Source organism: Bradyrhizobium sp. USDA 4502 (assembly GCF_054063355.1).
Map to the genome: position 1 here is coordinate 2,447,919 of NZ_JBSSGF010000001.1, position 25,226 is coordinate 2,473,144.

A 25,226-nucleotide genomic window follows, 5' to 3' on the forward strand; every position below is an offset into this window, starting at 1 on the left:
ATGTGACGCAAATGGGGGGCGCTTGACGAATTCTTCAGTGCCACGCCGATAACCTCGATCAAGCATGGTTGTATCAAGCTTGAAGGGACGACGCATATGGCATCACGCTCGATCATCTGCACGACGCTCGCGCTTCTGCTCTGCGGTGCGCTGCTTCAGCCTTCGCGCGCCGCGGAATCCGGCGAACCGATCCGCGTCGGCGCGGTGCTGCCATTTTCCGGCGGTGTCGAGCTCTACGGCCAGCAGGCGCGGCTGGGGCTCGATCTCGCCGCCAAGGACATCAACGCGGCCGGCGGCATTCTCGGCCGGCCGGTCGAAATCATCTATGCCGACGACAAGACGCGGCCGGAGGCGGCCACTGACGCCATGCGTTCGCTGGTCGACAAGGACGGCGTGCTGGCGGTGGTCGGTCCGATCACCTCGCGCAACCTGAATGCGCTGGTGCCGCTTGCCGAGAGCTCGAAGACGCCGCTGCTCTATGCCACCAATTACGAGGGCGGCAAATGCAGCCGCTATCTGTTTTCGTTCGGCGCGGTGCCGAACCAGGAGCTCGGCCAGCTGCTGCCCTACATGACGCAAGCCTTCGGCAACACGTACTTCCTGCTCGGCGCCGACCGGGTCTGGCCGCACCAGATGTTCGACATCGCGCAGCCCTTGATCGAGAAGCTCGGCGGCAAGGTGGTCGCGACCAAATACACGCTGGGGACGGAGACCGACTTTTCACCGCTGATCAAGGAGGTCGCGGCGAGCAAGGCCAAGGTGCTGTTGTTCGCGCTGAAGGGCGACGGGATGGATTTCATCCGGCAGGCCGACGAGGCCGGATTGCTAAAGGACATCACCGTGGCATTCCTCGGACTGTCCGAGGTCGACCTCGGCATCTTCCGCGGCAAGGGCCAGAACATGGTCACAGTGGTGCCGGCGGTCGCGGCGAGCGAGGATCCGGCCGTCAAGGCGTTCGTGGCGAAGGCGCGCGCCGCCGCAGAGCCGGGTGTCGCGATGTCGAACTATGTGATGACGCATTACAACACGCTGATCGCACTCAAGGCGGCGGCCGAGAGGGCCGGCAAGCTCGACAAGGAGGCGATCATCGACGCGATGGCGGGCCTCGCCATTCCGTCGCCGACCGGCCCTGTCGCGCTCGGTCAGGATCATCACGCGGCGATGAACATGTTCATTGCCAGGACGCAGGGTTCGGAACTCGTGCAGGTGCGAGCACTCGGCGAGATCGCGCCGGAGCCGGGGTGCAGTCCCGCTGGCCGCTGACCAGGAGGAATATTTCGGTAGCGGCGCTCGAGCCCGCGATGCTCGCAAAAAAGTGAGCTGGCGCGCTCGTCAGCTGTCGGTTTCGCGTCCTCCCGCTCGTCTTCCAGCCAGAATGAGCTGAACGGGAGTTCCGGAATGAGCAATTCGACCTATCGCTGGGTGATCGTCGCGGCCGGCGGCCTGCTCGGCTGTGTCGCGATCGGCGGCATGTTCTCGCTGCCGGTGTTCCTCCAGCCCATGGCGCGCGAGACCGGCTGGTCGGTGACCGGCATTTCCAGCGCGATGACGATCGGCTTTCTCGCGATGGCCTTCACCAGCATGATCTGGGGCACGCTGTCCGACCGCTTCGGGCCGCTTCCGGTGGTGCTGACCGGATCGGTCGTGCTGGCGGCAAGCCTCGCGCTGGCCAGCCAGACAACATCGCTGCTGGCCTTTCAGTTCGTGTTCGGCGCGGTGGTCGGCGCGGCAACGGCGGCGATCTTCGCGCCGATGATGGCCTGCGTCACCGGCTGGTTCGACACCCATCGAAGCCTCGCCGTTTCGCTGGTGTCGGCCGGCATGGGCATGGCGCCGATGACGATGTCGCCGCTTGCGGCCTGGCTGATCTCCCACCACGACTGGCGCACCGCGATGCTGATCGTCTCGGGCGTGGTCGGCGCGATCATGATCCCGGTCTCGTTCCTGGTGCGCCGCCCGCCGGCGCTGCAGGGCGACCACGCTGAAGCGATCTCCGAAAACGGCGAACCGCCGATGTCGCTGGCGCAGGCGCTGCGCTCGCCGCAATTCATCATCCTGATCGCGACCAATTTCTTCTGCTGCGCCACCCATTCGGGCCCGATCATCCATACCGTGAGTTACGCGGTCACCTGCGGCATTCCGATGGTTGCTGCGGTGACGATCTACAGCGTCGAAGGGCTCGCCGGGATGGGCGGCCGCATCGCCTTCGGCCTGCTCGGCGACCGCTTCGGCGCCAAGCGCGTGCTGGTGCTCGGATTGCTGGCGCAGGCGTTCGGCGCGCTCGGCTACGTCTTCGTGCGCGAGCTCGCCGCATTCTACGCGGTCGCGGCGATCTTCGGCTTCATCTATGCCGGCACCATGCCGCTGTATTCCGTGCTGATCCGCGAGAATTTTCCGCTGCGGATGATGGGTACGGTGATCGGCGGCACCGCGATGGCCGGCAGCCTCGGCATGGCGACCGGACCGCTCGCCGGTGGGCTGATCTACGACACCTTCGCGAGCTACACGTGGCTCTATGTCGGCTCCTGGGCGGTCGGCATCGGCGCGTTCCTGATCATGATGACGTTCCGCCCGATGCCGGCGGCGCGGCCCACCGCGGTGCCGGCGCCGGCATGAGGCCGGTGCGCGCGTGAAGCGATCCACTTCACGCGCGGCTGCGCTTCGGTCGCCGGATGGCACGCACCTTGTTGTTGGCGGAACCGCTGCCGCAGAAGAAGCGGTCGGCGCCGTCGGACTCGAGGCCAGAGACGAACACGCCCTGCGGCATCTCCAGCTTTTCCATGATTTCGCCGGTCTGCGGGTCGATCCGCCGCACGTCGCTTTCATCGCCTTCCCAGGTGCCGTGCCAGAGTTCGCCATCGACCCAGGAGACGCCGGTGACGAACCGGTTGCTTTCGATGGTGCGCAGAACCTTGCCGGTTTCCGGATCGATCTGAACGATGGTGCGGTCGCGATACTGGCCGACCCACAGCGAGCCCTCCGCCCAGGCGAGGCCCGAGTCGCGGCCGCCGCCGGGTGAGGGGATGGTGGATATCACGCGCCCGCTGTTCGGCTCGATCTTCAGAATGCGGTCCTCGGCGATCTGATAGAGGTGCTTGCCGTCGAAGGCGGTGCCGGCATGAGCCGCGATATCGAGGGTGCGGGTGGTGTTGCCGCTGTCGGGATCGAAGGCGACCAGGCGATCGCCGGCCGCGAACCAGACCTGCTCGCCGTCGAAGCTGACGCCGCCGACGTTCTCGACGCCGTCGAAGGGGCCGTATTCCCGGATGATCTCGGCCGTGGCCTTTTTCATGTGCGCTCCCGTCGCCTGGAGCTTCAATTCTGATTGAATCAGAATCGAGGCTCCAGAATCCTGTTTTGACGCGTTTTCTTCACGCGAACCGGTATCCGCTTCGCTCGAAAACGCTTCCAATTGTGTCCTGATGCTAGCCGTTCGGCAGCGGGGCAGGGAGTAACAACGTCGTCGTGAATCCAGGCACCGGCGGCGTCATCCAGCGCCGGGCGCGGGCACGGCCGACCGACTGCACCTTACCGGTGGCGGCCAGCGCGTCGAGCGCGCGCTGCACGGTGCGCTGGCTCGCCCCCAGTGCGACCGACAGCGCCGAGCTCGACCAGGCCTCGCCGTCGGCGAGAAAAGCCAGCACCGCGGCATGCTCCTCCTCGACCGGCAGCGCCAGCACGGTCACCTCGCGCCGGCCATGCGGCTGGAGCACAAAGCCGTCCGGTGTCGCGCTGAGATCGGCCAGCGGCCGCAGCGCCCGGCGCAGCCGTCCGATCTCGACCCGCAGCCGCGCCCGGTGTGATTCATCGGCGTGCTTGCCGCGAAACGCCCGCGCGATCAGCGTGCCGCGGGACACGTCCTGCGGCCACGCTTCGCCCAGCGCGCGGGCGAGCGCGAACAGCACCGGCCGTCGGGTCAGCGAGACCGTCGTGCCGATATCGCGCACGACATAGCGGCAGGCATCGACGACGAGCGCCTTCGACGCCATCAGCGCTTCGACCTCCTCGAGCAGCAGCGGCTGCTCGCTGCCGCGCGCAATCAGGCGCGCCGCGGGTGTGGCGAGCATGCGCGCGGTGCTCTCGACCTCGGCCGCGAGCTCGGCGATGCCGGCGCGGCGCGCGGCTTCCCTCGCGCGGGCCAGCGCTTCGCGTGCCGGCTTGGTCCGCAACCGCCGCATCGCGATTCCGGCGACGACCAGTTCATGGCCGACCCGCAGCGCCGGCGGAAACGGTGCTGGGTCGAGGCCATCAAGCATGCGCTCGGCCGCATCGAGGCTCCCGATCAGCAGCAGGCGGCGGATTTCGAGATAGCCGGCATGGGCGGCATTGAGTGCATCGCCTCGTGCTGCGAGCGTTGCGCGCGCCGCGGCGAGGCTCTTGCCGGGAAAGGAAAGGTCGCGCGACACCAGCGCGATCTCGGCCTCCGCCACCACGCAGCGCGCCCGCGCGACCGCTTCGCGCGGGCCGAAGGCGCGTCCTGCGCGCCGCAACAGCTCCTTGGCGCGGACGAAATCGCCGAGCCGGGCCATCGCGATGCCGCGCAGCGCCAGCGCCGGCGCATCGTCGCGCAGGGCCACCCGTTTCAGTGCGCCGAGGGGATCACCCGCCGCGAGCGCGCGCGCCGCAGCCGTTATCAGCGAGTCCATTCGAATCCCGACACACTTGTCACTCTCACCCTCCGAGGCTCGGTCCTAACCTAGCACATGACGACATGGATCATCTCCAGAGAGATCGAACGATGGCCGGTATTGAAACACGAGAAGATTGGGTGAGGGGGCGGCTCAGTGGACGCGGGCCCATCGTGGCGCGCTTTCTGTCGCTGGCGGCGGCGCCGACCTTCGCCGTGATGGCGCTGATTGCCGCGATGGCGCCGGCCGACATGATCTGCGGCGCGATGCAGGGACCGCTGTCATTGCAGGGTATGGTCCCGATGTACGCGCTGATGAGCGCATTTCATCTGGCGCCGTGGCTGCGCCTGTTCAGATGATCGGCTCACCCCTCCGGCAAAGTGAAGACCGCGCATGGCCGCGCAATGCCGCGCAATTCATGACTGCCGAGCGCGACCAGCGGCGTCTCGGTCTCGGCGGCGAGGGCGCCCGAAACCAGCACGGTCTGCTCCAGCGGCTTGCACAGCCCTTCGAGCCGGCTCACCAGATTGACCGCGGCACCGATCGCGGTGAAGTCGAGGCGGTCGGCGGCGCCGATATTGCCCCAGTGCACCTCGCCGAGATGCAGCGCCGCGCCGAATGGCAACGGCGGCAAGCCCTGCTTGCGTCGCTCTGCATCGAGATGGGCCATGCCGACGCGCGCCGCCGACACCGCGCGCAATGCCGCCTCGGATGCGCTGCGCGCGCTGGTCGTGACCGGAAAGATCGCAAGCAGGCCGTCGCCGATGAATTTCAGCACCTCGCCGCCGAAGGCGTGGATGGCGCCGGCGATGCGGTCGAACCAGGCATCGAGCGCCGCGATCACCTCGGCAGGCGGATGGCTTTCCGACAGCGAGGTGAAGCCGCGAAGGTCGGCAAACAGCAGTGCCGCCCGGATGGTTTCGCCGGTATTGCGCCGCAATGGCGATGCCAGCACGCGCGCCGCGCTGCGCCGGCCGAGATAGGCCTCCAGCGCCGCCGTCAGTGTCGCGCGCGCCGCGAGCGCGGCGAGCGGCGCGGCCGTGAACCGCGCCGCCTCGCGCAATTGATCCGCCTCGGCAGGTGTGAACGCGCGTGTCCCGATCCAGCCGAGGGTCGGGCCATCCGGCCGCGTTCCAATCGTGCCCTCGTGGATCGGGCCGGGCGCGAGAGTTCCGAGCCAGCGCCGGCCGGCGTCGCCGGATCCCACCATATCGGGCATCGCAAAAGGTTGTTCCGGTGCGAATCCGAGCGCTTCGATGACCTCGCCATTGTCGGCACGCCACAGCCAGGTTCGTCTTGCAATCAGGGGGTGCGGAACCTCAAGCGTCAGAGCGCCGCCGGCAAGCGGCAGGCCATCCGTGATAAGGTGGCTACCGAGGTCCGCCAACAACCGGTTGGCGCCCGCGGTCTCGGCGGCGGCGTCGACCAGCCAGCTCAACGTCGAGGACAATTGCATTACGCCATCATGGGGTTGACGCACCACTCTTGTCACGAATTATCCCTGAGCACCGACTGTCAATGGAGCATGGATCGATGACTGAAGCCTTCATCGTTCAACGCGAGATCCAGATCGCAGCCCCGGCTGCAACCGTGTTCGCCTTTCTGACCGATCCGCAGAAGATCGTGAGCTGGATGGGGCTCGAAGCCGCGACCGAGACGCATCCCGGGGGCCTCTACTTCCTCAAGGGGCTCGGCAGCGATCGCAGCCGCGCCGCGCGCGGTGCGTTCCGCGAGGTCGTGCCGGTGCATCGTCTGGCCTACAGCTTCGGCTGGGAGGGCAGCGAGGAAGTGCCGCCGGGATCGAGCCTGATCGAGATCGACCTGATGGAGCAGGACAACGGCACGCTGCTCCGCATGACCCATAGCGGCCTGCCGAACGCCGCGCAGTGCGAGAGCCACGACAAGGGTTGGGCGCATTACATGGGCCGGCTCTCCCACGCGGCCGCCGGTCGGGATCCCGGCCCCGACCACGGTCCCGCCAACCGCCATTGACGTCGCGTCATGTCGGCCATTTCGAGCCGAGGATGATCGAGCAGAAGTTCATCCTGGTATAGTTCATGTCCTTCAGCGCCAGCACGTCGGCCTTGACGTTGCCGAAGGTGGTCAGCGGCTTCCTGATGGTGCCGGCGGCGAAATGATCGATGATGTTCTCCTTGAAGTTCGCCTCGCGCGGATGGTGCGCGCAGACATGGTCGCGGTGCTCGTGCGAGAATTCGTCGTAGGCGATGCCGAGCACGTCCATCTCGACGCCGGCGGTGACCAGCGCAATGGTCGGACGCATATGCTCGGGGACGCCAGGCGTGGTGTGCAGGGCGATTGAGGTCCAGACATCCTCGATGTCACGCTCCGGAATGCCATAGCCCTTGAGAAAGTCGCGCGCGGCGTTGGCGCCGTCGACTTCGAAGCGCAGATCGGGGCTCGCGTGAGCAGCGGTGAGGCCCATGTCGTGAAACATGGCGCCGATATAGAGCAGTTCGGGATCGAATTTCAGCTTGCGGCGGTTGCCGGTCAGCGCGCCCCAGAAGAACACGCGGCGGCTGTGATTGTAGAGCAGGTCGTCCTCGGTATCGCGCACCAGCTGGGTGGCGGCGCGGGCCATCGCGCTGTCGGGTACGCGGATGCCGGCGATGATCTCGGTCATTTCAAGACGCTCCTCGATATGGCAAGACGATGCCGTGGCGTGCGAACACGCGAGCCCGGCGCTCGTCTCTGCGGTGTGTGCGGATCGCCGGATGGCGCGATCCGTGGCGTGCTTGTCGCCCGTTTGGGCCCGATCCCGCAACGATCGCGCGCCGCCGGATCGGGCCAACCAGACGTCGTTTCGCGCCAGCGGGCAGGGAGAAGGTATGGCGATTCAGAGAGTCGCGATCGCGATTCACGAAGGGGTTCAGGCGCTCGATGTCGCGGGTCCCGTCGACGTGTTCGCAGAAACGAACGGCTTTGTGCCCGCGGGGAATGGCTATGAGACGGTGCTGGTCGGCGCCGGCTGCGAACCGCTGCGCGCGTCGAACGGCATGAAGATATCGGCCGATCTCAGCTTCGCCGAGGCACAGGAGAAGTTCGATATCCTGCTGGTGGCGGGCGGGCCGGCATTGCCCGACGCCGCGCCGGATCCCGAACTGACACAGTGGCTGCGCGGGGCGCCCGCGCGCGCCGAGCTCTATGGTTCGATCTGCACCGGCGCCTTCGCGCTCGGCCATGCCGGGCTGCTCGACGGCCACAAGGTGACGACGCATTGGCAGAACGCGCAGCGGCTGGCGGCGCGCTTTCCGGCAGCCGAGGTAATCTTCGATCGCATCTACATTCGCGATGGGCATCTGATGACCTCGGCCGGCGTGACCGCGGGGATCGATCTCGGGCTCGCGCTGGTCGCCGAGCGGCACGGGCCGCAGGTTGCGGTCGCGGTGGCCAAGCGGCTGGTCGTGGTGGCGCAGCGCCAGGGCGGGCAGTCGCAGTTCAGTCCCTATCTCACCGCGCCGGTCGATGAGGATTCGCCGATTGCGCGCGCGCAGGCGCATGTCATGCAGCATGTCGGCGATCGCCACACGCTGCAGTCGCTGGCGGAAGCCGTCGGCATGAGCGTGCGCAATTTCGGCCGCGCCTTTTTGCAGGAGACCGGAATCACGCCGCATGAATTCGTCGAGCGGGCGCGGGTCGACGCCGCGCGCCGGCTGCTCGAGGGCTCAGACCGGCCGCTGAAGGCGGTTGCGTTCGACTGCGGCTTCGGTTCGGCCGACCGGATGCGGATCGTGTTCAGCGAGCGGCTCGGCGTGTCGCCGGCGCAGTACCGCGCTAGTTTTCGCAAACTGTGATGCGGTTCGTCAACCGGAGGCTGTAACGGGGATAGGATCGACGTCACCGACGCCGGATCCTGCCACACATCTTCTCCCGAAAGGCCGCCCATGGACGCGCTCACGCTCTTCATCATCCGTCATGCCGAGAAGCCGGGCGATTCCTGGCCGGGACCCGGTTTCACCGCGGATGGCGTCTCCGACACTGACTCGCTTGTGCTCCGTGGGTGGGAGCGTGCGGGCGCGTGGACCGCGTTGTTCGGCACCGATCTCACCGGCGGTGACTATGCCAAGCCCGATGCAATCTATGCCGCGACACCGGGCACCACGGCCAATCAGCCGCCGTCGAGCCGTCCGGCCGAGACGATCTCGGCGCTTGCCGCACGGCGCGGCCTGACCCCGAACGAAAGCTTTGGCAAGGGCGATGAGCCGAGGCTGGTGCCTGCGGTGCTGGCGCTGAAGGGCGTCGTGCTGCTGTGCTGGGAGCACAAGGCGATCATCTCCGATATCCTTCCGCTGATCCCGGTCAGCAAGGGCACCCCGCCGACCAAATGGGAGGGCAGCCGGTTCGACGTCGTGCTGCGCTTCGACCGCGCCAAGGGCGACGACAAGTTCGCCTTCAAGGAGCTGTTTCCGAAATTGCTGTCGGGCGATTCCGACAAGCCGCTGGGTGGCTGAATAGCGTCGCAGCTTGGCCGATCAGTCGAGCCCGAGCGCCTTGCGCGACTTCCGCGTCAACTTTTCGACGATCAGCGCATGCGCCTGGCCGAGATAGGCCTTGAGCTCAGCGTCGGGCAGGGAGTCGTTCCTCACCAGTTGCACCCATGTGGCGCGCGCCAGATATGGCGCGGGCCGCGCCAAGCCCTGCTCGATCAGCAGCTGGTAGGCCATGTTCGAGGTCTTGAACATGAAGCCGCCGGTGCTCTCGATGTAGCCGCCGGCCAGCGCGAACATCTTGCCGCCGACCTTGAACACCGACGTGCCTTCCCATTGCACCACCTTGGTGGCGGCGGGCAGGCGCAGACAATGGGCTTCGAAGGTCTTGGGGCGCATGAGTCGCAGGGCTGGAAGGCGTTCAAAGCCATAGGCCAGCCGCGCGAGGGTCGACAAGCCCCCGGGGCCGAGCCGGCCATCCTTGGCCAGCTCTGGTCGCCGCCCATTTCGGAAATCTCACGAAAATGTGGGTTGTCGCCTTTCCATCTGTAGATATATCGTAAGATATGTTTTTAGTAAGAAATGAGCAAATGAGACGATCGATGTTTCGCGACCGGGACGATGACGGCTTCCGGTTTGGGTTCTTCGCCATTGGCCGGCACGGCCGGGGCGGCCATCGCTTCGGCCGCGGCGGCCATGGCTTCTTCGGGCGGGGTGGCGGCGGTGATTTTCCGGGATCGCGGCGGCTTTCGTCGCAGGATCTGCAACTGGTCATCCTGGCGCTGCTCGGCGAGCAGCCGGCGCACGGCTACGAGTTGATCAAGAGGATCGAGGAGCGGTCGGACGGCTTCTACAGCCCGAGCCCGGGCGTGATCTATCCGGCGCTGACATTCCTCGAGGAGATCGGCAATGCCAGCGTCACCCAGGACGCGGCACGCAAACTCTACAGCATCACCGAGCAGGGCAGGGCGTATCTCGGCGAGAACCGCACGACCGCGGATACCATCCTCGAGGCGCTGTCGCGGATCGGCCGCCGCATGGAGGAGGTGCGCGAAGCCTTCGCCGGCGTGAGCGATCTCGACGGCGAGGCGTCCGACGAGGTGCACCGCGCCCGTCACGCGCTGAAGAGCGCGCTGCGCCAGAAGCGCGGCTGCGATGCCGCGGAGGCGCGGCGGATCGCAAAGATCCTCGACCGCGCGGCCGCTGAGATCCTGCAGCAATGACGCCGTCGCAGCAAAGGAGACCTTTCATGTACAACGCCGAACCGCACAGCGCGATCCGTGATGCCCGCGTCACCGCCGTCATCGAGCGCCTGCAGGCCACCCGCCGGGCGCCCGTGAGGGGCAATCCGACGCAGAGCGGCAGCCGCGACCCGCACGACTATGCCGAGCAGGGATTCTCGATCCACCCGGAGCAGGGCGAGCTGATCTATCTGTTGTGCCGCGGCCTGCGCGCCCAGCGCGTCGCCGAGTTCGCGACCTCGGTCGGAATGTCGACGCTCTATTTCGCCGCCGCGATGCGCGACAATGGCGGCGGCACCGTGATCGGGTCGGAGATCGTTCCGGCCAAGGTCGCAGCGGCGAAGCGCAATCTTGCGGAGGCCGGCCTTGCCGACTACGCCGACATCCGCGAGGGCGATGCGCGCAAGACGCTGCGCGATCTCGGTGGTCCCGTTGACTTCATCCTGATCGACGGCTGGCCGGGCGACAAGGGGCCGACGCTGGCGCGCCAGGTGGTCGAGATCGTCGCGCCGCAACTGCGCGTCGGCGGCTACGTCATGAACGACAATGCCGAGGCGGATTTCCTGGAGTTCGTGCGCGGTCCCGACAACGGCTTCGTGTCGATCACGCTGCCGCTCAAAGGTGGCACCGAGCTCTGCCTGAAGGTGGCGTAGCGGGGTTTCACCTGCTGGCGTGATTGTGAGCCACAACCACAACACGCCATGCTGGATTTTGCCTGCGCTTCTTGCTCTGCTCCAAAAAAATCAGGAGCGAAGCGCCGCATGTCCGAAGTCCCGCCCAATCATCCGCTCGATCGCCCGATCTGGAGCGCGCTGACCACGAGACAACGCGAGCTGGCGGAAGGCGGCGCCGATGCAAGGCGCTTTCCGCTCGCGATCGCACCCTTCGCCGACATGGTCGACATGTCGCCAAGGAGCTTTGCCGCGCTCGGTGCGCTACTGTCGGGACCTGACATCGCGGTGCTGTTCACGCCTGATCCTGTCCCGGTGCCGCCGCAGTTCAAGGTGCTGCTGGCCGAGACCGGCGAGCAGATGATCGGCGTGCCCGCGGACCATTCTGCGCCCGGCGTCGAGATCGTCACGCTCGGCGCTACCGATGTTCCTGCGATGATGGCGTTGACGGAGCTGACAAAGCCCGGCCCGTTTAGTGTGCGGACGCATGAGCTCGGCAGCTTTCTCGGCATCCGCATCAATGGCGAACTGGTCGCGATGACCGGCGAACGGATGAAGCCGGGGAACTACACCGAGATGACCGCCGTCTGCGTGCATCCGGAGCATCGCGGCCGTGGCTACGCGCAGGCGTTGCTGTCGGCGGTCGCCCGCCAGATCGTGGCGCGTGGCGAAATTCCATTCCTGCACGTCTTCACCAGCAACGTCTCGGCGATCGCGCTCTATCGCCGCCAGGGCATGGAGATCCGCCGCCGCCTGCACATCACGGTGTTGCAGAAACAGGGATAGGGATGCCCGGGAAAGTGGGTTGAGGGAAATCCCTCATTCCTCATCGCGGATCTCGTGCTTACCTTTGCCGGATCGCAACACGATGAGAGAGGATATCTCGATGTCCGAGCAATCCCAGGACAAGCGTCCCGTACCCGATCCGGCGGAGAACAATGCTTTCTTTCCGTCGCCTTACTCGCTTGGGCAATTCACCTCGGCCAAGTCGGATCTCTCCGGCGCTGACTATCCCAACGCCTACAGAGGCGGCCGCTGGAAAATTCTGATGATCGCCGCGGACGAGCGCTATCTGCTGTTGCAGAACGGCACGATGTTCTCGACCGGCAACCATCCCGTCGAGACCTTGTTGCCGATGTATCACCTCGACAAGGCGGGCTTCGAATTCGATATCGCGACCGTGTCGGGCAATCCGGTCAAATTCGAGCTCTGGGCGTTTCCGAAGGAGGACGACGCGGTCAAGAGCATCTACCAGAAATATCTCGCCAGGCTGAAGCAGCCGCTGAAGCTCTCCGACGTGATCGAAAAAAAACTCGGCAAGGATTCCGATTACATCGCGGTGTTCATTCCCGGCGGCCATGGTGCGCTGATCGGCTTGCCCGAAAGCACCGACGTGAAGGCCGCCCTGAAATGGGCTCTCGACAACGACAAGCACATCATCTCGCTTTGCCATGGCCCGGCGGCGCTGCTGGCGTCCGCGGTCGGCGAAGCCAAGGGCGACTATCCCTTCAAGGGCTACAAGATCTGCGCATTTCCCGACGCCATCGATCGGACCACGCCCGATATCGGCTACATGCCGGGCGCGCTGACCTGGGCGTTCGGCGAACAGTTGCAGGCGCTCGGGGTTGAGATCCTGAACAAGGACATCACCGGCAAGACCCATCAGGATCGCAAGCTGATCACCGGTGACAGCCCCTTCGCCGCCAATAATGTCGGCAAGGCAGCCGCACAGGCTCTGCTCGATACGCTCGGCGGGCGCTGAGCGGGCGGCGGCTTAACCCCCGGGCGGCGCGAATCTCGCCGCGCCGCCGGCGGCGCGCCAATGTCGCGCGCCTTGCAGGCCGACCTCGCTTGAGGGAAAATCCTCAACGCGCTCGGCCGCGCGCGACCGGCCTTCCGCACGACACGATGGCACCGCATGGACCGCTACATCGAAGCCGTGGTTGCGATCGAGGGCAGCGAGAGCTTGCCCGCGATCCAGGCGGCGGTGCGGTCCGCGAGCGTGCCGCTCGGCTACGACCGGTTCGTGATGTTCTCGGCGTCGCCGGCACGTGAGGACCTGGTTGACCGGATCTATTGGGTCGAAGGCGACTGGTTCGGCAAAGGCGTGACCGTCGATGCCGAGACCTATGTCCGGCATTGTCCGGTGACGCGCAATTTCCTCAATGTGGACCAGGCGTTTTTTTGGACCAAGGTGATGTCGGCGCGCGGCGAGAAGTATCGCGTGGTGCGCACGCCGCGCGGGCCCGGTTTCCATGGGCTGCAGGTTCCGGTGTTCGGGCGCACCGGCCTCGAAGGCGCGATGAGCTTCGCCGGAACGCGGATCGATGCGTCGCCGCGGACGCGTGCGGCGCTGACGATGATCGGCGCGGCGGCCTTCCGCGCCGCCCGCGGGCTGATGGAAGCGCACGAGCCGAACGGTGCGTCGAGCCTGTCGCCGCGGGAGCGCGAGGTGTTGCGCTGGATTTCGGCGGGACGACGCCAGGCCGACATCGCGGCATCGCTCGGCCTGTCCGAACGCACGGTCGAGAACCATTTGCGGCGTGCGCGGCTTCGGCTCGGCGTCGCCACGACAGCGCAGGCCATCCGGCTTGCGATCCGCAGCGGTGAGATCGAGGACTGAGGCGCTTGCGGTCGGCCGCCACAGGGCCGGGCGAGCGATCGCTGCGGCTCAGTGTTTCTTCGCCGTCTTCGCCCTGATCTTCGGCGCATGCGTGCCCGCAGCGATCCGCGTCAATGCATCGGCAAATGCACGTGCCGCAGGTCCCAGCGGTTCGTCGAGCCGGTGGGCGAGATAGGCCTCCATCGCAAGCGCGGCGTTGCGGCCGAGCGCGCCGGTTTCGACCCGCACCAGGCGGCGCTCCTTCAGGTCGCGCGCCACCTGCCAGAGCGGCAGCCGGCCCCAGCCGAGCCCGGCCAGGATCATGGCGTGCTTAGTGTCCTGATTGCTCACCCGGCAGATCTGCGGCGAGAGCACGCCGAAGCTGCGGCCCTCCGACAGCGGGGTCGGATCCGACAGCACGATCTGCAGATGATCGGCGAGATCCGCCACGCTCTTGCGGCCGCGGCGCGCGAGCGGATGGCCGGCGGAGGCAACGGCGACGATCTGCACCGCGCAGATCGCATCGAGCGCGAGGCGGGGATCGCGAAAATCCTCGCTGACCGTAACCGCGAGCGCGCTGCGCCGTTCGGTCAAGCCAGCGATCGGACCGCCCATCGGTTCGACCGCGAGCCGCACGCTGACGGACGGATAGGCCGCCCGCATTTCCGTCAGCGCCGCGCCGACGGCGGCGATCGGAAACAGCGTATCGACGACGAGCGAGAGTTCCGATTCCACCCCGTCGCCCAGGCCGCGTGCCCGCGCCCGCATCGCGTCGACACGGAGCAGCAGGTCGCGCGCGTTGCCCAGCAGTGCCTTGCCCTCGGCCGTCAGCGCCGGGCGATGGCTGGAGCGGTCGAACAGCGTCAGCCCGAGTTCGGCTTCGAGGTTGGCGATGGCATGGCTGACCGCGGATTGCACCCGCGCCAGTTTGGCCGCGGCGGCGCGAAAGCTGCCGCGCTCGGCGATGGCGACAAAGGTGCGGATCTGATCGAGCGTCAGGTTGTCGAGCATGATCTATGAAATCGATCAATCGGATGCAAAACATATCACTCCTGTCGATGGTCGGGAAACGCTATCTCTGTGCTCTGACCAGGGCGGAGTGGACGCATGACGATCGAGACGGCCGTGATGCAGCAGACCGAGGCGAAGCGATGGGCCACGGTCGCCATCGTGATCGGTTGCGGGATCGGCGCGGCGCTGCAGGTCGGCAAGGTTCCGATTGCCGCCTCGATGCTGCAACAGAGCCTCGGCATCGACCTTGCCGCGGTCGGAACGATCGCCGGCATCTTTGCGGTCCTCGGCCTTGTCGGCAGCGTGCCGGCGGGCGTGGTGATTGCCGCGGTTGGTGCTCGCAAGGTGCTGCTGTGCGGGCTCGCGGCCATCACGCTGGGGGCAGCCTCGGGCGCGCTCGCGCCACAGTTAGCGGTGCTATTGGCGTCGCGCCTGCTGGAAGGGCTCGGCTTCCTGCTGGTGATGGTCGCGGCTCCTGCATTGCTGGATCGTGTCGTCGATGTCAGCGCGCGCGACGTCACCATGGCGGTGTGGAGCTGCGTGATGCCGTTCGGGATCGCGCTGGCGCTGGTCGCCGGTCCGATCTTCGATGGCTGGCGCACGATCTGGTGGGCCAGTGCTGCCTTTGTCGCCCTGCTGTTCGTGCTCGCCGGCGTCATTGTGCCTGAAGTGGCATCGCGGACCGGCCCGGCGCGGAGCGGCCTGATGCAGGAAGCCACCGCGCTGGCACAGCGCCGCACGCCGGCGCTTCTGATGGTGCTGTTTGCGCTCTACAGCCTGATGTTCTTTGCGCTGTTCAGCTTCCTGCCGATCCTGCTGACCGAGCGGCTCGGCGTGTCCAGCCAAGGCGCCGGCGGGCTCAGTGCGTTGGCCGCGGCCGGCAACATCGTCGGCAATCTCGCCGCCGGTCATCTGCTTGCGCGCGGCGTCAGCCGCAACCTGCTGATCGCCGTGGCGGCATTCGTGATGGGCGCGTCCGCGCTTGGAATCTTCCTGCCGGTGCTCGGCGGCTGGGGCGCATTCTGGCTGTGCCTTTTGTTCTCCGCGATCGGCGGCCTGATCCCGGCGACGTTGCTGGCAACCGCACCCGCGGCGGCGCGATCGGCGGCGATGGTGCCTGTCATGATGGGCCTGTTGATGACGGGCAGCAATTTCGGCCAGGTCACCGGTCCGATCGCGGTCGGCGCTGTGGTCTCGGCATGGGGCTGGCGCGCGGCCTGCGTCATGGTGGTGGCTGCGGCGATCCTTGCCGGTCTCGCGGCGTGGATGCTGGCGCGCGGCGATCACAACAGCGTAAGCGAGGCGAGGGACCCGGCTTGACGCCGCGCGCGCAGGGGCCGAAGGAATGAAGGTCTCTCACGCCAACGACAACAGGAACCTTCATGACACGCGTGCGCTGTATCACCGAAATGGGCATGGGCGTCGACGTCCATGGCCGCGACGCCACCAAGGCCGCCAAGCGGGCCGTCTCGGACGCCATCCGCCATTCCAGCCTCGGCTTCTTCCGCATGCTCGGCAAGACCGCCAACGACATGTTCGTCGACGTCACGATCGCCGTGCCGAATCCCGAAGATGTCGATATCGAAGCGGTCGCGAAGGAATTGCCCTATGGCACCAAGACCGTGAAGGCGATCGCGGGCGGGCTCGAGATTCCGTCCGATCTCGGCAACGACCCGATCCTGATCGCGAATGCCGCCGTCATCGTCAGCTTCGACGACGGCAAGTGACGCAAGTGCGTCAGGGCGACCGCCATGCGTGCGTTATTCGCCGCCTCTGAAATAGTCGGGCTTGCCGGTCGTCCAGGTCTCGCCCCAATGCTGGCCGCCGCCGTCGACGGTCAGCGTCTCGCCGGTGATGAACTTGCCGGAGGGCGCGGCGAGGTAGGCGGCTGCCTCCGCAATGTCCCAGGGCGTGCCCGGGCGCATCATCGGATTGGAGCGCGGGTAGGCGGCGCGCGCCGCTTCGCTGTAAACGTTCCAACCCTCGGTCTCGATCGCGCCGGGCGCGATGCAGTTGATGCGGATGTTCAGCGGCGCCCATTCGACCGCGAGTGCGCGCGACAGGCCGATCACACCGGAGCGTGCCGCGATCGAGTGCGCAATGCCGTAGAGGCCGTGCGTCGTGACCACGACGATGTTGACGATGCTGCCGGGATGCTTGCGGTCGCGCCAGCGCTGCGCCGCGGCCTGCATCATGTACCAGGTGCCGTTGAGGTTGGTGTTGATGACCGCATTCCAGCCCTTGATCGAGACGTCGATCGCGGGGTGCGGGAACTGGCCGCCGGCGCTGTTGACGAGATGATCGACACGGCCGTGCTCGGTCCACAGCGCCTCGAACATTGCATCGACCGCGTCGGGATCCTTGATGTCGGCGACATGCGCGGACGCCTTGAGCCCGCGATGGACGAGACGATCGACCAGTGCGTCGAGCCTGCCGGCATTGCGGCCTGCGACGACGACATGCGCGCCGAGCCGGGCGAACAGCCATGCGATGGCGCTGCCGATGCCGCCGGCGCCGCCGGACACCACGACCACCCGACCGGCGAGCGCATCGGGGGCGAACACGGTCGGGTGCGTTGCGAGTTCGTCGTCGGAGAGGCCGAGCATTGCGCCTGTCGTTGCGCCCGTCTGTTGATCGTTCATGGCCGGTTGCAGACCTTGCGGCTTTCACTGAGCTCCGTACATTAGCCGTCCAACAACAACCCTGCAAAAGAATGTCGACATGACCGACTTGTCTGCCTTTCCCATCACAAAACGCTGGCCCGCCCAGCATCCGGACCGCCTGCAGCTCTATTCGCTGCCGACGCCGAACGGCGTGAAGGTCTCGATCATGCTCGAGGAGATCGGGCTGCCCTACGAGGTCCACCTCGTCGACTTCAACAAGGATGACCAGAAGACGACGGAGTTCCTGTCGCTGAACCCGAACGGCAAGATTCCGGCGATCCTCGATCCCAACGGCCCCGGCGGCAAGCCGCTGCCATTGTTCGAATCCGGCGCTATCCTGCAATATCTCGCCGACAAGACCGGCAAGCTGTTGCCGGTGGACGTCGCGCGCCGCTATCAGGCCATCCAGTGGGTGCATTTCCAGATGGGCGGCATCGGACCGATGTTCGGCCAGGTCGGCTTCTTCCACAAATTCGCCGGCAAGGATTACGAGGACAAGCGGCCGCTGCAGCGCTACATCGCCGAGTCGAAGCGCCTGCTCGGCGTGATGGAGACGCATCTCGCCGGACGGCAGTGGTTCATGGACGATGAATACAGCATCGCCGACATCTCGATGCTCGGCTGGGTGCGCAATCTGATCGGCTTCTACGGTGCGCGCGAGCTCGTCGAATTCGACCAGTTCACGCAGGTCGCGGCCTGGCTGGAGCGCGGTCTCAAGCGGCCGGCGGTGGAGCGCGGATTGAATATTCCGAAGCGTCCCTAAGCAACCTACTTCAGCAGCTCATAGACGACGGGATTGTCGGCGCAGGCGGCAAAGCCGCACTCGAGCAGGGTGGAGAGCACATTCAGTGCCGTCAGCCCGACCACCAGCCATACCGCAGCTTGCGCGAACCTGCCGGGCGAGCTGCCCGGCGCCCCGCGGTGCTCGAACTGGCGGTCGAACAGCAGCATCGCCGCGAGTAGCACGATCGCGGCGATGAATCCGATCAGCGCCCACGTATAATAATGATAGCCGAGCAGCGCCGAACCGTAACCCGCGTCGCCGGGGAGGATGTGCAGCAGCACCTGCCGGATCGAGACCGTGGCGCCGACCGTGGCCGTCAGCAGCGACAACGCATAATGACTCGGCCGTGGCCCGAAGCGGATATTGAGGATCGGCCCGATCGCCAGCAGGGCGAACAGGATGCGCTGCAACAGACAGAGCGGACAGGGCAGCTCGTGGAGCAGCAGCTGCGCGGCAAAGGCGGCGGCCAGTACCAGCGCCAGCCCATAGAGCGCGACGGCATTGAGGGTGACGGCCTGCGTGTCGTTCATGGCCGGCCTCAGAACGAGAAGGTGAGACGGTCGGTGGCGTGGTGCAGCAAGGTCGCGACGCAGGCGATCAGGATCACCGCGAACAGGCCGATCGCGACGGGCCGCGGGCCACGCCAGGCCACCAGCATGGCGATGGTGATGGCGAGAAACAATGCCGTGAATTCCATTCCCAGCCTCCCGGTGCGAGCCGGCCGCAGTCTATGACAGATTCGTGTGCGCTCGCGACGCCACGAATGGGCATTGTCGCTTGCGCGCGGCTCCGCCAAGATGGCATCACCAGTTGAGTTCATCCCAGCCGGGGCACCTCATGACCACAGCCGCGATCAAGCCCGTTGCCCATCCCCGTCATCAGCCCTGGTACAAGATCCTCTACGTCCAGGTGCTGATCGCGATCGTGGCAGGTGTCCTGATCGGATATTTCTATCCGAATCTCGGCAAGGAATTGAAGCCGCTGGGCGACGGCTTCATCGCGCTGATCAAGATGATGATCGCGCCGGTCATCTTCTGCACCGTGGTGCACGGCATCTCCTCGATGGGCGACCTCAAGCGCGTCGGCCGGGTCGGGTTGAAGACCCTGATCTATTTCGAGGCGGTGTCGACGGTGGCGCTTGCGGTCGGTCTTCTGGTCGGCGAGCTGCTGCAGCCCGGCCACGGCTTCAACATCGATCCTTCCACGATCGATCCGAAATCGGTCTCCAATTACGTCACGCAGGCCAAAGAGCAGGGCATCGTTGCCCATCTGATGGCGATCATTCCGGACAGCTATCTCGGCGCGGTCGCGCGTGGCGACCTGTTGCAGGTGCTGCTGATCTCGATTCTCTCGGGCTTCGCCATCGCTCTCATGGGCAAGGTCGGCGAGCCGATTGCGTCCGCGATCGACACGGCCGCCAAGATGTTCTTCGGCATCATCCGGATCATCGTCCGCGTCGCGCCGCTCGGCGCATTCGGCGCGATGGCCTTTACGGTCGGCGCCTACGGCCTCGGCTCGCTGTTGAATCTGGCGGCGCTGATCGCGACCTTCTATCTCACCAGCATCCTGTTCGTGCTGATCGTGCTGGGCGCCATCGCACGGCTCGCCGGCTTCTCGATCATCCGCTTCATCGCCTATATCAAGGACGAGCTCCTGATCGTGCTCGGCACATCGTCGTCGGAGACGGTGCTGCCGCAGATGATCCAGAAGATGGAGCATCTCGGCGCCTCGCGCTCGGTGGTCGGCCTCGTGGTGCCGACCGGCTACAGCTTCAATCTCGACGGCACCAACATCTACATGACGCTGGCGACGCTGTTCCTGGCGCAGGCCACCAACACGCATCTGACGATCTGGCAGGAGCTCGGCATTTTGGGCATCGCCATGATCACCTCGAAGGGCGCGTCCGGCGTCACCGGCGCCGGCTTCATCACGCTCGCCGCAACGCTGTCGATCGTGCCCGATATTCCGATCCAGTCGATCGCGATCCTGGTCGGCATCGACAAGTTCATGAGCGAGTGCCGCGCGCTCACCAACCTGATCGGCAACGGCGTCGCCTGCGTCGTGATCAGCCTGTCGGAAGGCGAGCTCGACAAGCAAGCGCTGCACGAGACGATGGCGCATCCGCTCGAGCTCGGCGAGGCGCTCGAGCCGGGCGGCTCAGGCTAGAGCACTATGAAGTGATGGGGCCGTCGCAGGGGCGCTGCCAAAAGATCGAAAACAACCCCATGCAACGCTGCCGGTGGCAGCCGGCGTTCGACCAAGCAACTTGACACGTCGGGCAACTCAGGGATATTCTTCTAATATTCCGAAATTGCGCAGGCGTCCGCTCGTCCCACGGCTTTCGCATATGGCATTTGCGGGCTTCTGCAACCGACGCTTCCACGTCGCAGGCGGGAGAGGGAACGCGCCTTGTTCGCGGCCGCAGCCCAGGTCGTGAACTCGTAAGGTGGAAGCGCCCGCACGGTAGGATGACAACTATGCGCCAAGCCTTGAGTGTATGATGCGTCATCGATCGTCCGTTGCGCCGCTGGCTTGCCTCTGCGAGTTCGTTCATCCAGCCCAATCCAGGAATGCTTAACTATGCTCACCGTCTATGGCGAAGGTCGTGGCTTCCGTGTTGTCTGGCTGCTCGAGGAATTGGGATTGGCTTATCGGCTGCGCCCGGTCGATCTGCTCGCAGCCGGCGGGGTTGATCGCGATTTCCTCGCCATCAATCCCGCCGGCTTCATTCCCGTACTGCAGGACGGCGAGACGATCATGGTCGAATCGATCGCGATTCTTGAGTACCTGCTCGCCCGCCACGGCTCAGGTTCGCTTGCCGTCGCCCCTGACGATCCCGCCTTCGCGTCCTATCTGCAATTTCTCCATCTGGGCGAGGCCGGGCTCGCCGGGCCGATGAACGCCGTCATTGTCGGTCGCCAACTGGCGCCCGAAGCCGAGCGAGATGCCCGGGTTACTTGTTGGGCATTCGAGACCTTCGAGAGCCGGCTGGGGTTGGTTATCCGCCGCCTCGCGGATTGCCCCTATCTCGCCGGCGACCGATTCACCGCTGCCGATATCTCGGTGAGCTACGCCCTCCTGCTCGGCATGCGAACCGGCAATTACGTCCCCGGTCCTACCGAGCGGGACTATCTCGCCCGCACGACGGCACGCCCTGCCTACGTCCGAGCGATGGAGAGCTGCCAGGCCACCAAGGCTTGGGCGGCGAGATCACCGGGATTGTAATGCTCGCTTCAATCCGGCTGTGGCTTCGCGCTTACAAGTCTACTGCCTGGGCCGTGTACTGATAAGCGGCTGGCGCCTGATCCCCGCTTAACCCCCACAGCGGCGGAAAAGCGGTCATCTCGCGAGATCGCCGAAGGCCCACAAGCAGAAGTGCCGCCTACTTCCCTCGATATCGAAGAGCGTCAACCAGCAGCGAGAATGCCGGTGAAGATTGACGACGGCTAGGGTAGTACAGGTGGTATCCGGAAAATGGAGGACACCAAATCCGACAGCACCCGAACGAGCCGTCCGTCGGAGACGTAGGGCTGCACGTTACGCTCCATCAGGTATGCGAGGCCAAAGCCGTTCAACGCCGCTTGCAAGAGCGGTCCTGCGCCATTGAAAACGAGCTGGCCGTCGACCCGCACGTTGAGCGCGCGGCCGTCCTTCTCGAATTCCCAAGCGTAGAGCCCGCCATGGGTCGGCAAGCGCAGGTTCAGGCAGTTGTGGCTGGTCAGATCCTGGGGCGTGCGCGGCCTCTTTCGGTTGGCAAAATATGACGGAGCGCCCACGACCGCGGACCGCAAATCCGGTCCGACTCGAACGGCAATCATGTCTTTCGCGACCAGTTCGCCGGGCCGGATGCCAGCGTCGTATCGCTGCGCAACGATGTTCGCGAGGCCGTAGTCGACAATGACTTCGACGCTGATGTCCGGGTAATTCGGCAGGATCTTCGCCAGGGCGGGCAGCAGGATCGCTTCGGCGGCGTGTTCGGTCGCCGTGATCCGGATGTTGCCGGCCGGTTTCTCCCGCAGCTCGCCGAGGGCCGACAGCTCGGCGTCCATTTCCTCAAATTTCGGCCCGATGCTCCGGAGCAGGCGCTCTCCCGCCGGGGTCGGTGCAACGCTTCGCGTGGTGCGGTTGAGGAGCCTCACCCCGAGCCGTTCCTCCAGACCGCGGACGGTCTGGCTGAGAGCGGATTGCGAAATGCCGAGCTTGGCTCCCGCGCCTGTGAAGCTGCGTTCCCTCGCGACCGCCAGAAATGCGAGGAGGTCGCCTGCGTTCTCGCGGTCCATTCATAAGCTCCACTAATGATTCCAATCAGGTTCTATCACCTAATCTTTAACGTCCGAAAGACCTAGGTTCAGCCTGGTCGGCGCGACGCGCGGCGGCAGGGAGCGCCATTCGATGGCACTCGTCACGAGAGCGGGCGTGCCCGGTGTCCTGGCCGAGGGGCATTCGAAGCGGAGGCGCTGAAACCGGCATGACAACCGAACGGATCGAATGATCCTGCAAGATGAAATGAGGAGCTGAATGAACCCCGTCTATGATTTCAAAGGACAGGTGGCCCTGGTCACCGGTGCCGCCAAGGGCATGGGACTGGCAACGGCGCGGATGTTCGCCGAGAGCGGCGCCTCCGTCGTGCTGGCCGACCTGGACGGCGATCTCGCCGCGAAGGAGGCGGAGCGGATCATCCGAGACGGCGGCACCGCAATCGGCTTGGCCTGCGACGTCGCCGACGAGGCGCAGGTGGCGGCGATGGTCGATCGCGCGGTCGCAGAATACGGACGGCTCGACATGGCGTTCAACAACGCGGGCATCCAAGTGCCGCCGTCGGACGCCGCCGAGGAGCCGATCGAGCATTTCGAGCGCGTCACCGCGGTAAACCAGCGCGGGGTCTGGACCTGCATGAAGCATCAGCTGCGCGTGATGCGCGATCAAGGGAGCGGCGCGATCGTCAATTGCTCTTCTTTGGGCGGTCTCGTCGGCCTCCCGCAACGCGCAGCCTATCACGGCACCAAACACGCCGTGCTCGGAATGACCAAGAGCGCGGGTGTCGAATATGCCCCGCGCGGTATCCGCATCAACGCGGTCTGCCCCGGCACAATCGATACGCCGATGGTCGCCGACATGCTCAAAGGCCAGGCCGACGCGATGGCCGAAATCATGAAGCAGCAGCCAATCGGCCGCCTCGGCCGGGCCGAGGAGGTCGCAGCCGCCGTGTTGTGGCTATGCAGTCCGGCCGCGAGTTTTGTCATCGGCGTGGGCCTGCCGGTCGACGGCGGCTTCACCGCGCACTGAGGACCATACCGTGGGGTATGCCGATCTTAGGCATTTTGCGCGGATTCAGCCGGGCGGGGTCACGTTCAACAAGAAGGAGTTCCTAATGAGAGCCCTCGCGACGGTCGCCATTACGCTTTGCCTGGTGGCACAGACCTCTGCCCGGACGGCGGCGACCAGGATGGAAGGAACCAAGGTCATGCCTACGTCAGAAGACATTCGCGCCGTCGCGCCCGTCCTCGAAAAATATGCCAAAGGCGTCGTGCTCGGCGATCTGTGGAAGCGCCCGGGACTGTCGGCGCGCGACAGGAGCATCGTTACCGTCGCCGCTCTGATCGCGCGCGATCAGACGGTCGAACTGCCGTACTATCTCAATGTCGCGCTCGACAGCGGCGTGAAGCCCGCCGAGATCTCGGAGATCATCACGCATCTTGCATTCTATACCGGCTGGGCCAACGCCATCGACGCCGTTCCGGCAACAAAGGACGTGTTCAAGAGTCGCAATATCGGAGCCGATCAACTGCCGCCGGCTTCCGGACCACAACTTCCCCTGGATGAGGCGGCGGAGTCGCAGCGTGCCACGCGCGTCGGGCAGCAATTCGGACAGATCACGCCCAGCCTCGTGCAGTACACGACCGATGTGCTGTTCCGAGACCTCTGGCTGAGGCCGGGACTCGCGCCGCGGGACAGGAGCCTGGTCACCGTCAGCGCCTTGGTCGCGACGCGGCCAGGTCGCCCAGGTCACCTATCATTTGAACCGGGCGATGGACAACGGGTTGACAAAGGAGGCGGCCGGAGAGGTCGTCGGCCATCTTGCTTTCTATGCGGGTTGGCCCAACGCGTTCTCGGCCGCAGCGGTGGTCAAGGAAGTCATCGAGAAAAGGCCCCGCTAGCAATGACGTATTCACGTCGACAAGTCGTCGTCGCCACCGCGGCGTTTGCTGCATTCGCCGCGACGAGCGCCACCGCGGAAACCTCGAACGTGCAGCGAAGGAGTTCGGATATGGATATCGACATCAAACGAAACGGCTCTCGTCCCGCTGCCCAGGGGTCTGCGGACTGGTTCACCGGATCGGTCCGCATCGATCCTCTGTTCCAAGCTCCGGATCCCGCACGCGTCGGCGCCGGCCAAGTCACGTTCGAGCCCGGCGCCCGGACCGCCTGGCACACGCATCCGCTCGGGCAAACGCTGATCATCACGGCGGGGCTCGGCTGGGTGCAGCGCGAGGGCGGGCCCGTCAAGGAGGTCCGTCCAGGCGACGTCGTGTGGTTTCCGCCCGGGCTGAAGCACTGGCACGGCGCTTCGCCTACCACCGCAATGACGCATATCGCCATCCAGGAATCAGTGAATGGCAAGAACGTGGATTGGATGGAGAAGGTCTCCGATGAGCAGTATCGAAGGTGAGTTGAGGGCTCAGCGCAAAGACGAAATGATCGACGCCTCCGCCGATGTGGCGCGGACGCCCTGGCGTCGCTCCCGAAGGCACACTGTGGACGGACTCTGAGAGGATGCGAAGCTTTGTCCTCACCCACCGTTGTCGTCGCCCGGCCGGGCGATGACGCCGCGGGGTGTGGCATCTTGAATTGCGACTCATCCTCACCGTCGTCCCTGCGAAAGCAGGGACCCATAACCACCGATGGTCATCGTCGAGCGATGCCAGAACGACGAGGCCCGTCCACAACATCCGCCGCGGAATATGGGTCCCTGCTCCGTGCGCAATAGCGCACTCGGCAGGGACGACAAGTGGAGAGAGCCTTGTCCCCTCCACCTGTCATCGCCCGGCACTCGACCGGGCGACCCAGTACGCCGCGGCCTCTCGGCTCAACAATCGGCGCCTCTGGAATACTGGATCACCCGCATGCGCGCGTGACGACACTGAGCAAGCTGAGTAAGCCAATTCCGTCACTCTGAGCAG

Annotated in this window: 26 protein-coding genes and 3 pseudogenes; 19 read left to right on the top strand and 10 right to left on the bottom strand. The window is 65.7% G+C overall.

Annotated features, from left to right (window positions below; all coding sequences use genetic code 11):
- Positions 1-96 precede the first annotated feature (96 nt).
- Both ACVW1B_RS10965 and ACVW1B_RS10970 read left to right on the top strand, forming a co-directional pair.
- Positions 97-1,263, top strand: coding sequence for an ABC transporter substrate-binding protein (locus ACVW1B_RS10965; protein WP_253608974.1), 1,167 nt, complete (start codon positions 97-99; stop codon positions 1,261-1,263).
- Between the two features lie 135 nt (positions 1,264-1,398).
- Positions 1,399-2,616, top strand: a complete 1,218-nt coding sequence (locus ACVW1B_RS10970) for an MFS transporter (protein ID WP_253608973.1) — start codon at positions 1,399-1,401, stop codon at positions 2,614-2,616.
- A 28-nt stretch (positions 2,617-2,644) separates the two neighbouring features.
- On the opposite strand, the gene ACVW1B_RS10975 is transcribed toward ACVW1B_RS10970, so the two are convergent.
- Complete coding sequence (locus ACVW1B_RS10975; RefSeq protein ID WP_253608972.1) at positions 2,645-3,292, bottom strand: Vgb family protein; 648 nt, start codon at positions 3,290-3,292, stop codon at positions 2,645-2,647.
- A 133-nt stretch (positions 3,293-3,425) separates the two neighbouring features.
- Complete coding sequence (locus tag ACVW1B_RS10980; RefSeq protein ID WP_456780692.1) at positions 3,426-4,646, bottom strand: helix-turn-helix domain-containing protein; 1,221 nt, start codon at positions 4,644-4,646, stop codon at positions 3,426-3,428.
- 92 nt (positions 4,647-4,738) lie between these two features.
- Between ACVW1B_RS10980 and ACVW1B_RS10985 the strand changes: the two genes are divergently transcribed.
- Positions 4,739-4,987 (top strand): hypothetical protein, encoded by a 249-nt coding sequence (locus ACVW1B_RS10985; protein ID WP_051002888.1) that lies wholly within the window; start codon positions 4,739-4,741, stop codon positions 4,985-4,987.
- Between the two features lie 5 nt (positions 4,988-4,992).
- On the opposite strand, the gene ACVW1B_RS10990 is transcribed toward ACVW1B_RS10985, so the two are convergent.
- Positions 4,993-6,084, bottom strand: a complete 1,092-nt coding sequence (locus tag ACVW1B_RS10990; protein WP_253608970.1) for an adenylate/guanylate cyclase domain-containing protein — start codon at positions 6,082-6,084, stop codon at positions 4,993-4,995.
- Positions 6,085-6,161: 77 nt separating this feature from the next.
- Between ACVW1B_RS10990 and ACVW1B_RS10995 the strand changes: the two genes are divergently transcribed.
- Complete coding sequence (locus ACVW1B_RS10995; RefSeq protein WP_057019819.1) at positions 6,162-6,620, top strand: SRPBCC family protein; 459 nt, start codon at positions 6,162-6,164, stop codon at positions 6,618-6,620.
- A gap of 7 nt (positions 6,621-6,627) precedes the next feature.
- On the opposite strand, the gene ACVW1B_RS11000 is transcribed toward ACVW1B_RS10995, so the two are convergent.
- Positions 6,628-7,269 carry an HD domain-containing protein gene (locus ACVW1B_RS11000; protein WP_253608969.1) on the bottom strand — a complete coding sequence of 214 codons (642 nt, stop codon included), beginning with the start codon at positions 7,267-7,269 and terminating at the stop codon, positions 6,628-6,630.
- Positions 7,270-7,474: 205 nt separating this feature from the next.
- Between ACVW1B_RS11000 and ACVW1B_RS11005 the strand changes: the two genes are divergently transcribed.
- Together ACVW1B_RS11005 and ACVW1B_RS11010 are read left to right on the top strand one after the other, a co-directional pair.
- The gene (locus ACVW1B_RS11005; protein WP_253608968.1) at positions 7,475-8,440 is read left to right on the top strand and encodes a GlxA family transcriptional regulator; all 966 of its coding nucleotides are present in this window, start codon (positions 7,475-7,477) and stop codon (positions 8,438-8,440) included.
- A 90-nt stretch (positions 8,441-8,530) separates the two neighbouring features.
- The gene (locus ACVW1B_RS11010; protein ID WP_456780691.1) at positions 8,531-9,097 is read left to right on the top strand and encodes a histidine phosphatase family protein; all 567 of its coding nucleotides are present in this window, start codon (positions 8,531-8,533) and stop codon (positions 9,095-9,097) included.
- A gap of 21 nt (positions 9,098-9,118) precedes the next feature.
- On the opposite strand, the gene ACVW1B_RS11015 is transcribed toward ACVW1B_RS11010, so the two are convergent.
- Positions 9,119-9,472 carry an MmcQ/YjbR family DNA-binding protein gene (locus ACVW1B_RS11015; protein WP_253608966.1) on the bottom strand — a complete coding sequence of 118 codons (354 nt, stop codon included), beginning with the start codon at positions 9,470-9,472 and terminating at the stop codon, positions 9,119-9,121.
- 203 nt (positions 9,473-9,675) lie between these two features.
- On the opposite strand from ACVW1B_RS11015, the gene ACVW1B_RS11020 reads away from it, so the two are divergent.
- From ACVW1B_RS11020 to ACVW1B_RS11040, 5 genes are all read left to right on the top strand, one after another.
- A complete protein-coding gene (locus ACVW1B_RS11020) occupies positions 9,676-10,296 on the top strand; it encodes a PadR family transcriptional regulator (protein WP_456780690.1) in 621 nt (206 codons plus the stop codon).
- Between the two features lie 26 nt (positions 10,297-10,322).
- A complete protein-coding gene (locus ACVW1B_RS11025) occupies positions 10,323-10,967 on the top strand; it encodes an O-methyltransferase (protein ID WP_253608964.1) in 645 nt (214 codons plus the stop codon).
- Positions 10,968-11,075: 108 nt separating this feature from the next.
- Positions 11,076-11,771, top strand: a complete 696-nt coding sequence (locus tag ACVW1B_RS11030; RefSeq protein WP_253608963.1) for a GNAT family N-acetyltransferase — start codon at positions 11,076-11,078, stop codon at positions 11,769-11,771.
- Between the two features lie 100 nt (positions 11,772-11,871).
- Positions 11,872-12,747, top strand: a complete 876-nt coding sequence (hchA, locus tag ACVW1B_RS11035; RefSeq protein WP_456792156.1) for a glyoxalase III HchA — start codon at positions 11,872-11,874, stop codon at positions 12,745-12,747.
- 156 nt (positions 12,748-12,903) lie between these two features.
- Positions 12,904-13,608 carry a PA1136 family autoinducer-binding transcriptional regulator gene (locus tag ACVW1B_RS11040; protein ID WP_092089840.1) on the top strand — a complete coding sequence of 235 codons (705 nt, stop codon included), beginning with the start codon at positions 12,904-12,906 and terminating at the stop codon, positions 13,606-13,608.
- 48 nt (positions 13,609-13,656) lie between these two features.
- On the opposite strand, the gene ACVW1B_RS11045 is transcribed toward ACVW1B_RS11040, so the two are convergent.
- A complete protein-coding gene (locus tag ACVW1B_RS11045; protein ID WP_253608959.1) occupies positions 13,657-14,598 on the bottom strand; it encodes a LysR family transcriptional regulator in 942 nt (313 codons plus the stop codon).
- Positions 14,599-14,694: 96 nt separating this feature from the next.
- Between ACVW1B_RS11045 and ACVW1B_RS11050 the strand changes: the two genes are divergently transcribed.
- Both ACVW1B_RS11050 and ACVW1B_RS11055 read left to right on the top strand, forming a co-directional pair.
- A complete protein-coding gene (locus ACVW1B_RS11050) occupies positions 14,695-15,918 on the top strand; it encodes an MFS transporter (protein ID WP_253608958.1) in 1,224 nt (407 codons plus the stop codon).
- A 62-nt stretch (positions 15,919-15,980) separates the two neighbouring features.
- A complete protein-coding gene (locus ACVW1B_RS11055; RefSeq protein WP_076831854.1) occupies positions 15,981-16,325 on the top strand; it encodes a Lin0512 family protein in 345 nt (114 codons plus the stop codon).
- A gap of 33 nt (positions 16,326-16,358) precedes the next feature.
- Here the strand turns inward: ACVW1B_RS11055 and ACVW1B_RS11060 are convergent, their stop codons facing one another.
- Positions 16,359-17,240 (bottom strand): SDR family oxidoreductase, encoded by an 882-nt coding sequence (locus ACVW1B_RS11060; RefSeq protein ID WP_253608957.1) that lies wholly within the window; start codon positions 17,238-17,240, stop codon positions 16,359-16,361.
- 79 nt (positions 17,241-17,319) lie between these two features.
- Here ACVW1B_RS11060 and ACVW1B_RS11065 point away from each other — a divergent pair, with 79 nt between their 5' ends.
- Positions 17,320-18,024 carry a glutathione S-transferase family protein gene (locus tag ACVW1B_RS11065; RefSeq protein WP_253608956.1) on the top strand — a complete coding sequence of 235 codons (705 nt, stop codon included), beginning with the start codon at positions 17,320-17,322 and terminating at the stop codon, positions 18,022-18,024.
- Between the two features lie 5 nt (positions 18,025-18,029).
- On the opposite strand, the gene ACVW1B_RS11070 is transcribed toward ACVW1B_RS11065, so the two are convergent.
- Complete coding sequence (locus ACVW1B_RS11070) at positions 18,030-18,575, bottom strand: disulfide bond formation protein B (protein ID WP_253608955.1); 546 nt, start codon at positions 18,573-18,575, stop codon at positions 18,030-18,032.
- An 8-nt stretch (positions 18,576-18,583) separates the two neighbouring features.
- Complete coding sequence (locus ACVW1B_RS11075; protein WP_456780686.1) at positions 18,584-18,742, bottom strand: DUF5993 family protein; 159 nt, start codon at positions 18,740-18,742, stop codon at positions 18,584-18,586.
- A gap of 140 nt (positions 18,743-18,882) precedes the next feature.
- Between ACVW1B_RS11075 and ACVW1B_RS11080 the strand changes: the two genes are divergently transcribed.
- Both ACVW1B_RS11080 and ACVW1B_RS11085 read left to right on the top strand, forming a co-directional pair.
- On the top strand, positions 18,883-20,211 hold the full coding sequence (locus ACVW1B_RS11080) for a dicarboxylate/amino acid:cation symporter (RefSeq protein ID WP_076831866.1): 1,329 nt from the start codon (positions 18,883-18,885) through the stop codon (positions 20,209-20,211).
- Positions 20,212-20,625: 414 nt separating this feature from the next.
- Positions 20,626-21,270, top strand: a complete 645-nt coding sequence (locus tag ACVW1B_RS11085; RefSeq protein ID WP_253608954.1) for a glutathione S-transferase family protein — start codon at positions 20,626-20,628, stop codon at positions 21,268-21,270.
- Positions 21,271-21,427: 157 nt separating this feature from the next.
- Here the strand turns inward: ACVW1B_RS11085 and ACVW1B_RS11090 are convergent.
- Positions 21,428-22,325, bottom strand: a pseudogene (locus ACVW1B_RS11090) (LysR family transcriptional regulator).
- 238 nt (positions 22,326-22,563) lie between these two features.
- Between ACVW1B_RS11090 and ACVW1B_RS11095 the strand changes: the two are divergent.
- The 3 genes and pseudogenes from ACVW1B_RS11095 to ACVW1B_RS11105 all read left to right on the top strand — a co-directional run.
- Entirely contained in the window at positions 22,564-23,331 is a 768-nt protein-coding gene (locus tag ACVW1B_RS11095; protein ID WP_253608952.1) for an SDR family NAD(P)-dependent oxidoreductase, read from the top strand.
- Positions 23,332-23,416: 85 nt separating this feature from the next.
- Positions 23,417-24,203, top strand: a pseudogene (locus tag ACVW1B_RS11100) (carboxymuconolactone decarboxylase family protein).
- A 134-nt stretch (positions 24,204-24,337) separates the two neighbouring features.
- Positions 24,338-24,715: pseudogene (locus ACVW1B_RS11105) on the top strand ((R)-mandelonitrile lyase); the annotation flags it as partial.
- Positions 24,716-25,226 lie beyond the last annotated feature (511 nt).

Coding starts and splice junctions, on each gene's coding strand:
- ACVW1B_RS10965 (WP_253608974.1), top strand. CDS start 97: ATGGCATCACGCTCGATCATCTGCACGACGCTCGCGCTTCTGCTCTGC.
- ACVW1B_RS10970 (WP_253608973.1), top strand. CDS start 1,399: ATGAGCAATTCGACCTATCGCTGGGTGATCGTCGCGGCCGGCGGCCTG.
- ACVW1B_RS10975 (WP_253608972.1), bottom strand. CDS start 3,292: ATGAAAAAGGCCACGGCCGAGATCATCCGGGAATACGGCCCCTTCGAC.
- ACVW1B_RS10980 (WP_456780692.1), bottom strand. CDS start 4,646: ATGGACTCGCTGATAACGGCTGCGGCGCGCGCGCTCGCGGCGGGTGAT.
- ACVW1B_RS10985 (WP_051002888.1), top strand. CDS start 4,739: ATGGCCGGTATTGAAACACGAGAAGATTGGGTGAGGGGGCGGCTCAGT.
- ACVW1B_RS10990 (WP_253608970.1), bottom strand. CDS start 6,084: ATGCAATTGTCCTCGACGTTGAGCTGGCTGGTCGACGCCGCCGCCGAG.
- ACVW1B_RS10995 (WP_057019819.1), top strand. CDS start 6,162: ATGACTGAAGCCTTCATCGTTCAACGCGAGATCCAGATCGCAGCCCCG.
- ACVW1B_RS11000 (WP_253608969.1), bottom strand. CDS start 7,269: ATGACCGAGATCATCGCCGGCATCCGCGTACCCGACAGCGCGATGGCC.
- ACVW1B_RS11005 (WP_253608968.1), top strand. CDS start 7,475: ATGGCGATTCAGAGAGTCGCGATCGCGATTCACGAAGGGGTTCAGGCG.
- ACVW1B_RS11010 (WP_456780691.1), top strand. CDS start 8,531: ATGGACGCGCTCACGCTCTTCATCATCCGTCATGCCGAGAAGCCGGGC.
- ACVW1B_RS11015 (WP_253608966.1), bottom strand. CDS start 9,472: ATGCGCCCCAAGACCTTCGAAGCCCATTGTCTGCGCCTGCCCGCCGCC.
- ACVW1B_RS11020 (WP_456780690.1), top strand. CDS start 9,676: ATGTTTCGCGACCGGGACGATGACGGCTTCCGGTTTGGGTTCTTCGCC.
- ACVW1B_RS11025 (WP_253608964.1), top strand. CDS start 10,323: ATGTACAACGCCGAACCGCACAGCGCGATCCGTGATGCCCGCGTCACC.
- ACVW1B_RS11030 (WP_253608963.1), top strand. CDS start 11,076: ATGTCCGAAGTCCCGCCCAATCATCCGCTCGATCGCCCGATCTGGAGC.
- hchA (WP_456792156.1), top strand. CDS start 11,872: ATGTCCGAGCAATCCCAGGACAAGCGTCCCGTACCCGATCCGGCGGAG.
- ACVW1B_RS11040 (WP_092089840.1), top strand. CDS start 12,904: ATGGACCGCTACATCGAAGCCGTGGTTGCGATCGAGGGCAGCGAGAGC.
- ACVW1B_RS11045 (WP_253608959.1), bottom strand. CDS start 14,598: ATGCTCGACAACCTGACGCTCGATCAGATCCGCACCTTTGTCGCCATC.
- ACVW1B_RS11050 (WP_253608958.1), top strand. CDS start 14,695: ATGACGATCGAGACGGCCGTGATGCAGCAGACCGAGGCGAAGCGATGG.
- ACVW1B_RS11055 (WP_076831854.1), top strand. CDS start 15,981: ATGACACGCGTGCGCTGTATCACCGAAATGGGCATGGGCGTCGACGTC.
- ACVW1B_RS11060 (WP_253608957.1), bottom strand. CDS start 17,240: ATGAACGATCAACAGACGGGCGCAACGACAGGCGCAATGCTCGGCCTC.
- ACVW1B_RS11065 (WP_253608956.1), top strand. CDS start 17,320: ATGACCGACTTGTCTGCCTTTCCCATCACAAAACGCTGGCCCGCCCAG.
- ACVW1B_RS11070 (WP_253608955.1), bottom strand. CDS start 18,575: ATGAACGACACGCAGGCCGTCACCCTCAATGCCGTCGCGCTCTATGGG.
- ACVW1B_RS11075 (WP_456780686.1), bottom strand. CDS start 18,742: ATGGAATTCACGGCATTGTTTCTCGCCATCACCATCGCCATGCTGGTG.
- ACVW1B_RS11080 (WP_076831866.1), top strand. CDS start 18,883: ATGACCACAGCCGCGATCAAGCCCGTTGCCCATCCCCGTCATCAGCCC.
- ACVW1B_RS11085 (WP_253608954.1), top strand. CDS start 20,626: ATGCTCACCGTCTATGGCGAAGGTCGTGGCTTCCGTGTTGTCTGGCTG.
- ACVW1B_RS11095 (WP_253608952.1), top strand. CDS start 22,564: ATGAACCCCGTCTATGATTTCAAAGGACAGGTGGCCCTGGTCACCGGT.